Source organism: Effusibacillus consociatus (genome assembly GCF_042652925.1).
In the GTDB taxonomy this organism is placed as follows: Bacteria; Bacillota; Bacilli; order Tumebacillales; family Effusibacillaceae; genus Effusibacillus; species Effusibacillus consociatus.
This window is the reverse complement of the sequence record NZ_JBHSHC010000121.1, coordinates 1-5,353: the sequence shown is the minus strand read 5'-3', so window position 1 is coordinate 5,353 and position 5,353 is coordinate 1. Positions and strand designations below refer to the sequence as shown.

Genomic DNA, 5,353 nt, shown 5'->3' with positions numbered 1-5,353 from the left:
TTGGCTCTATTTCATTAACATGGTGGCTCTCATTCATTAACCTAGCGGCTCTGCCGCGCCGAAATATTCAACTGAAGGATTCCCAGACATGGAGTCCTACAAAAATCACATACTGTCGATTCATCCGGGGATGTCGTGGGGCCCGCAAATGAAAGTATGGGTGCATGAGTTTCGGGAAGTGTAATGGTGGAAGCCGATTGGGAAGTGTCCGGCGGCTTTTTTTGTTGGTTGAAACTAAAACATAGTTTATAACGTCTATTGATCCAGAGGGTGGAGATAGTTACCAGATTATTGTTGCCATACGCTTCTGTCACCGGAGATAAGATTTTCGTCACATTTGATGTTGAAGTGGTAGGTGCCTTTACCAACTCCTGTTCACTGGTAGTAGTAAAGCGTTTTGTCTAGACCATAAAAATATTTTACAGTGGTTAGCTTGTCATCGCCATACCAATGGTTTCTGTAGAGCGTTATGAATAGGTTCCGGATTTATTTTCATCGTTTCAAGTCGACGCCCGTGAATCAATTTCGACATCGGTACCTGTTACATCAAAATTTCTTGAATTCATCCCGGTATAAGATACCCCTTCAAAGGTGAAATCAAAGAGTTTTGAATAGACTTTAGCGGGTTTTGACTACGGATTCAATAGCATAACTTGAGCGACTTTCTTGTCAAAGAACTTGCATCGGTTTTAGCCATAGTCGGTGCTCCGAGAGCAGCAGTTACTAGCACGGCTGATAAATGATATGGTAAGTAATTGATTTTTTGTAATGTATTCCAATAGGATGAAATATTTGTTATACTCTGCTAGAGGGAAGATTTTTTGTACTATATGATTGCTGTACGGGCATGAGATGCAGGTAGAAAGAATAACGAATTCAAGGTATTGCATGAATATTACACAACACGAATCACAATTCACTGAAGAAGTAACAGTCAATGATTGCTCCATGAGGAAAACTCATACGTGTCTTGGACATGTTGGTCACAAGACAAATTAAGTAGAACGCTAATGGATGTACTGGGTGGGATACTTCAGACATAGCTACGGCTGGTGCTTAGATTAATACAAACTCACGTATTCGCTCGCTCTTCTAAAGACAAGACCAGAAGACAACGGAAGCACGGAGAAGTCGCAGAATCTACATAAGGGCAACGACCCAGCGAAGCAGCAAGAAGCGGCATCCACCCCTGAGACAAAGTATCCACAGATTGGAAACAAAGTTCCAATCCCTGTTCCCGCAACGGCTCATCCGCAGAAAAATATTGCACAAATGCATTCCTACTCCATCTTTTAAGGGTATCTTTGGTTGATTAAGACATAGCGAGAAAATACGAGAAAACATTAATGAATAGTGGAAGGAAGGAGAAACGTGATCCAAGTATTATTGGTTGACCACCATCCAGCGGTTGGAGAAGGAACAAAAAGCCTGATTGAGCAAGAAAACGATATGAAGGTTACTGTTGTCAATTCTAGCGTGGAAGCATTGGAATTTTTGAAAAGCCAAACTTTTGATGTGATGCTTTTTGAATTGAATATGCCTATAATAAACGGATTGGAATTAACCCGGAGAGTTGTCGCTATTAATTTGGATACTCCTGTTTTAATTTACACGGGATACGATATTAGTTCCCATTTCAATATCCTTATAGAAGCTGGAGTTTCTGGTTTTGTAAGCAAGGCTGCATCCAAAGAACAGCTTATCTCTGCTATTCGTTGCGCTTTACGTCGTGAAGCCCTTCTACCTGTGGCCCTTTTACAGCAGCTTAGGCGACATAATGTACGGGTTGCTGTTTCTGAAAATGATAAGACCTTAGAAGGTATTTCAATTAATGAAAGGGAACAGGCAATTCTTCAAGAAGTAGCGAAAGGAAAGAGTAATAAGGAAATTGCAGATATTTTATTGATGAGTCAACGAACAGTAGAATACAATTTAACTCGTATTTTCGGGAAATTAATTGTCCGGTCAAGGGCAGAAGCTATACTGGAAGCCAAACGGCTTGGTCTTATTCCTAATGAGCAGTTTATATAATCTAATCCTCAAGTTGCAAGGGGATATTTTTTTGTCTATTTTTGAGTGTCAATCATTTGGTAGTACCCTTTTGGGACAGCTCAATTTTTATGGAAAAATATTTGCGGTGACCGCAAAAGAATTGCGGTATCTTGCAGCACGATTTTCGGTGCCAAAATCTGTTAAATGTAATACTATTGAATCAGGAAGTAAGTAGAATCAAAACAAGGATTGAGGGTACTTCAGAAAATAAAATTATCAGATAGTTGATACAGGATTTTTCTATGTTCCATGTTGATTCACTAGTTTATAGGCAGGAGCATTCTTCTACGAATGACCTGTTTATAATAAATAGAGTCGCTACCAAACAGAGACTGGTAGGTATCATTTGGTAGACGACTCAAACAAGCCCCTTTACTAATTTACATAGAAAAAGGCAACTTTTATAAGTTTAGCATTTTAACTATGTAAAGTAAAGGTTCCGGGGCATCTTTGTGGAAAAGGAGGTGTAACAAATGGAAAACATTAAACTCGTTGTTGGTCAAATGACCGATGAAGAATTAGCTGAGATCGCTGGTGGTGTTGATCCTTGCGGTTGGATCTGTACCTATACCCTGGACTGCCCGGGTACCCGTTGGTATAGCTGCTGCTAATTCTTCAATAGATAGACAGGGGGCTCCCCTGTCTATTTATTTAAACGAAAATAAAAGTGGAAAAGCCGAAGTGTAATATATTTTCACATCGTCCATATATATGAGGAAGTTTTTATCGCTTAATACTCTTACTCTTAGATTATTACAAGGGGATAATAACATGAAAAATACAATTTCTCTTTTATATAGCGAGATATGGTTCAAAGGGGCATACATAAACGAGCGGAAAGTTGACCTAGGTATCTCCGAGGGAAAAGGGGAAGCTAAAGTTGACGCGTGGTGCAAAAGAACAGGACTTTACCCAACTTTAGTGAAATATCGTCTCGAAGAAGAGGGACTGGATATCAAGTCATTTTCACGAATCTTGGCACAGAGTGATCGGCCTGTACTATTTAAAGAACCCGATTGGCTTGTATCATTACATGATATCTTTAAATCTGACGATTATACCACGTTAAGTGACGAAGATATTGATCCGAAAGCCCAATCCGAGGCTCCATTTTTCAAATTTGTGGTTCCTTTTCTTAAATGGAGTAAAGGAAAAATCTTGCACCAACTGAAGGAGTGGCAAGAAAAATTTCCGGAAATACCGTTTTCTAATTCCATGATTATATCATCAATTTTAAAGCCCGTTTATCAAAATCTACTTACAATAGTTTGTCGTACACTTATGCTCGAGCTGAATATCGCACGTGTAGAAGGGCAACTGATCGGAAATACTTCAGAAGCCAGATTTGAAGATTTCGTCTCCAGAAAATTAACAGACAAGGTAGATATTCTGGCCATACTTCACAAGTATCCAGTGTTAGCGCGACTGATGACTGTTAGTGCAAAAAACATAATTTATGCGAACCTAGAGGCGGTAGAACACTTTCTTTTAGATCGAGAACAAATTGAAGAATTGATTGAGGGAGATTTTTCGAAGTTAATCGAGATCAAGTCCGGAGTTGGAGATGTACATAATAGTGGCAAAAGTGTGTTGATATTTCAGTTTGCTTCCGGTTCTAGGCTTCTATATAAGCCGCGATCTCTTGGGGTCGATGCTCATTTTCAAGAGTTATTGTCTTGGATCAATGAGAAAGGATTAACTCCTAGTTTTAAATTAATGCAGGTAATTGATCGAGGATCTTATGGATGGGAAGAATTTATATCGGTTGAAGAATGTATCGAAAAGGATCAGGTGAAACGTTTTTACCAGCGTCTTGGTGGTTATTTGGCCCTCTTATACTTACTGAATGCAACGGATTTTCATTCTGAAAATATCATTGCATCAGGAGAATATCCTTACCTTGTTGATTTGGAATCATTGTTCCAAAATTTTATGCCGGTTGATGTAAAACAAACAGCTTTGCAGAAAGCGTCAGATGAGTTGATGAATTCGGTCCTGCGAACGGGGTTACTCCCTGTGTCTCTGTTTAAATCAGGAGCCTTCCAGGCGATTGAGATCAGTGGAATTGGTGGTTACGGCGGACAAAGGCTACCAAAACTTGTATACGGATTTGAGAACATTCGAACAGATGAAATGAAAATGGTAAAGAAACAGGGTTTTTTGAAGGAAAGTGATAATCGCCCCTATCTGAAGGGAAAACCTATTCAAGCTGAAGATTACATCGAGGATGTAACAACAGGATTTTATAACGTCTATCAAGTCCTTTTAAAAAATCGTGAAGAACTTCAGTCTGAAGACGGCCCGATTTTTAAATTTGCTAACGATCCTGTACGTTCTATCTTACGTAATACGCAGTCTTATGTTTCAATGCTTGAAGCAGGTCTACATCCTGACAATTTAGTGGATGGTTTGGCACGTGTTCAACTGTTTGATTTTATGTGGAGGATAGTGGATCACTTACCGGCTATGGTTAGAATAGTTGCCTCAGAAAATGCTGATCTTTTAGAAGGAGATGTACCTGCGTTTAGTACACGCGTTAATTCCAAAGATCTATGGGATAGTCGGGGAAAAAGGATTACCAATTTTTATAACAACGAAAGTTTATCCTACGTCCTGCAACGTTTAGCTCATCTAAGTGAAGAAGATTGTATAAAACAGATGAAATATATACGTATATCCATGACTACCATGATCAAGAAGTGGGATATCAAACTTTCGCCAAGAGATCCTCATCAAAAATTGGTAACTCAGATTGCGACTCGTGAAGAGTTTCTGAAAGCCGCCATCGATATAGGAGAGAGACTTGAAAAAAGTGCAATCTGGGGTGCTGATGGAAAGGATGTAACATGGATCGGTCTTGGGGCGAATGAACATGATCAATGGTTATTTACACCGCTTGATGTAAGTTTGTATGACGGAGTTTTAGGAGTTGCATTGTTTCTAGGGTATCTTGCAAAAGAAACAGGGATTGAAAAATTTGATGACTTAGCACGAAAAGCGTTCAATACTGGTCGTATGTTCCTTGAACAACCCGGTGCAATCAAGACATTATCAGCCTTTTATGGGCATGCTTCAGTTGTTTACGTTTTGAGTCATCTTTCTGTTTTATGGAATGAACCCCAGCTACTTGAGGAGGCACTGATTCATTTAGCGAAGAGTGAACCATTAATTGAAAAAGACGTAATGTATGATTTACTGGCGGGGTGCGCTGGTACTCTTGTAGTCGCTTTACCGGATTAACCCCGCTTATTTGGACATACCTTCATTTTAGAGCTATTTTCATAGAGTTTCGTTTTATATG

3 protein-coding genes and 1 pseudogene are annotated in these 5,353 nt (G+C 39.4%); all 4 read left to right on the top strand.

The annotated features are described in order from the left end of the window. Nucleotides 1-73: 73 nt before the first annotated feature. A pseudogene (locus tag ACFO8Q_RS18115) lies at nt 74-184 on the top strand (ASCH domain-containing protein); the annotation flags it as partial. Nucleotides 185-1,371: 1,187 nt separating this feature from the next. Further along, on the top strand, nt 1,372-2,031 hold the full coding sequence (locus tag ACFO8Q_RS18110; protein ID WP_380027596.1) for a response regulator: 660 nt from the start codon (nt 1,372-1,374) through the stop codon (nt 2,029-2,031). Between the two features lie 494 nt (nt 2,032-2,525). Next, nucleotides 2,526-2,663, top strand: coding sequence for a type A2 lanthipeptide (locus ACFO8Q_RS18105; RefSeq protein WP_380027594.1), 138 nt, complete (start codon nt 2,526-2,528; stop codon nt 2,661-2,663). A 160-nt stretch (nt 2,664-2,823) separates the two neighbouring features. Next, nucleotides 2,824-5,292: a type 2 lanthipeptide synthetase LanM family protein gene (locus ACFO8Q_RS18100; RefSeq protein WP_380027592.1), complete on the top strand. Its 2,469-nt coding sequence runs from the start codon at nt 2,824-2,826 to the stop codon at nt 5,290-5,292. Nucleotides 5,293-5,353: the final 61 nt, after the last annotated feature.

Excerpts from the sequence above, each read along its gene's own strand:
- ACFO8Q_RS18105 (WP_380027594.1), top strand. The coding sequence starts at position 2,526 with ATGGAAAACATTAAACTCGTTGTTGGTCAAATGACCGATGAAGAATTA.
- ACFO8Q_RS18100 (WP_380027592.1), top strand. The coding sequence starts at position 2,824 with ATGAAAAATACAATTTCTCTTTTATATAGCGAGATATGGTTCAAAGGG.